1 protein-coding gene is annotated in these 1,756 nt (G+C 71.2%); it reads left to right on the top strand.

The genetic code is table 11. The annotated features are described in order from the left end of the window. The first annotated feature begins 147 nt into the window (after positions 1-147). Positions 148-1,539: a NarK/NasA family nitrate transporter gene (locus HW445_RS29765; protein WP_180223923.1), complete on the top strand. Its 1,392-nt coding sequence runs from the start codon at positions 148-150 to the stop codon at positions 1,537-1,539. Positions 1,540-1,756: the final 217 nt, after the last annotated feature.

Here is a 1,756-nt window from a genome sequence, read left to right on the forward strand (position 1 = left end):
GCCCGCACTCCGCGACCGGCACCTCTCAACGGGAGCCGCCCGCGGGTGAGTGCAACGTTCCACCGCGGTCACCGCGCCGCGCCGGGGGCCGAAACGCGGGATGCCTAGCGTCGGTGGCGTCAGTCGGTGAACCACCGTGGAGGCGTCATGCGCACAGCCCCCGTCGCGAGCACGGGCAAGAGGTCCGGTCGCTGGATCGAGCACTGGGACCCGGAGGACGAGACGTTCTGGAAGGAGACGGGCGAGAAGGTCGCCCGGCGGAACCTGTTCTTCTCCGTGCTCTCCGAGCACATCGGGTTCTCCGTCTGGACGCTCTGGTCCGTGCTGGTCCTCTTCATGGGCCCGGAGTACGGCCTGACCCCCGCGGACAAGTTCCTGCTGACCTCGATGGTCACCCTGGTCGGCGCCGTGGTGCGGGTGCCGTACACCTTCGCGGTGGCGGTCTTCGGCGGGCGGAACTGGACGGTGATCTCCGCGAGCCTGCTGCTGGTGCCCACCGTCGCCGCCTTCCTGGTGATGGAGCCGGGAACGTCCTTCTCGACGTTCCTGCTGGTCGGCCTGCTGGCCGGCGTCGGCGGCGGCAACTTCGCGTCCAGCATGACCAACATCAACGCCTTCTTCCCGCTCCGCAAGAAGGGCTGGGCGCTCGGTCTCAACGCCGGCGGCGGCAACATCGGCGTGCCGGTGATCCAGCTGGCCGCGCTCGCGGTGATCGGCGCGGGCGGCGGCCCCCGGCTGCTGCTGGGCGTGTACATCCCGCTGATCCTGCTCGCCGTCGTCCTCTCCTGGGCCCGCATGGACAACATCGCCTCGGTGCGCAACGACACCGGAGCGGCGCTCGACGCCGCCAGGGAACGCCACACCTGGATCATGGCGGTCCTCTACATCGGCACCTTCGGCTCGTTCATCGGCTACAGCTTCGCCTTCGGCATGGTGCTGCAGACGCAGTTCGGCCGGACCCCGCTGGAGGCGGCCGGCGTCACCTTCATCGGCCCGCTGCTCGGCTCGCTGATCCGCCCCGTCGGCGGCCGCCTCGCCGACCGGTTCGGCGGGGCGCGGATCACCCTGTGGAACTTCGTCGCCATGGCGGCCGCCACCGTGGTGCTGATCCTGGCCGGCACCGCGGGCGAGCTCGCCCCGTTCACCTGCGCCTTCGTCGTGCTGTTCGTGCTGACGGGGCTGGGCAACGGGTCGACGTTCAAGATGATCCCGGGCATCTTCCACCGCAAGGCGCTGGCCCGCGGGCTGCGCGGCGAGGAGGCGGACGCCTACGGGCGGCGGCTCTCCGGCGCCTCCATGGGGCTGATCGGCGCGGTCGGCGCACTCGGCGGGGTGGGCATCAACCTGGCGTTCCGCCAGTCGTTCATGACCACCGGCTCCGGCACCGGCGCCTTCCTCGCCTTCCTCGCCGTCTACGCGGTGTGCATCCTCGTCACCTGGGCGGTATACCTTCGCCGTCCGGCCCCGCCGTCCGCCCCGGCGGCCGGAACGGGAACCGGCGGCGAGGCGAAGCCCCAGCTCAGCTACGCCGAGGTGTGACGTAACGGCGCGGAAATCAGGAAGATCCGCACCTGTCACGCACCGTTGACAGGCTCGGTTGGCACGCGGGGGTGCCCGCACCCCCGCGGCAGCCGGGAACGGTACGAGCGGGACGAGCGGAACAGGAGCGGGACGAGAGCAGATGGAAGACGCAGAGCAGCAGCTGGAAGGCGAAGAGCAGCAGCGGCCGGCGGCCGGCCACGGCCCGCTGGCCGGC

This window comes from Streptomyces sp. UH6 (assembly GCF_013421635.1).
Taxonomy (GTDB): domain Bacteria; phylum Actinomycetota; class Actinomycetes; order Streptomycetales; family Streptomycetaceae; genus Streptomyces; species Streptomyces abyssomicinicus.

Bases quoted from the DNA above. Each gene is read 5' to 3' on its own strand.
- HW445_RS29765 (WP_180223923.1), top strand. From the start codon at position 148: ATGCGCACAGCCCCCGTCGCGAGCACGGGCAAGAGGTCCGGTCGCTGG.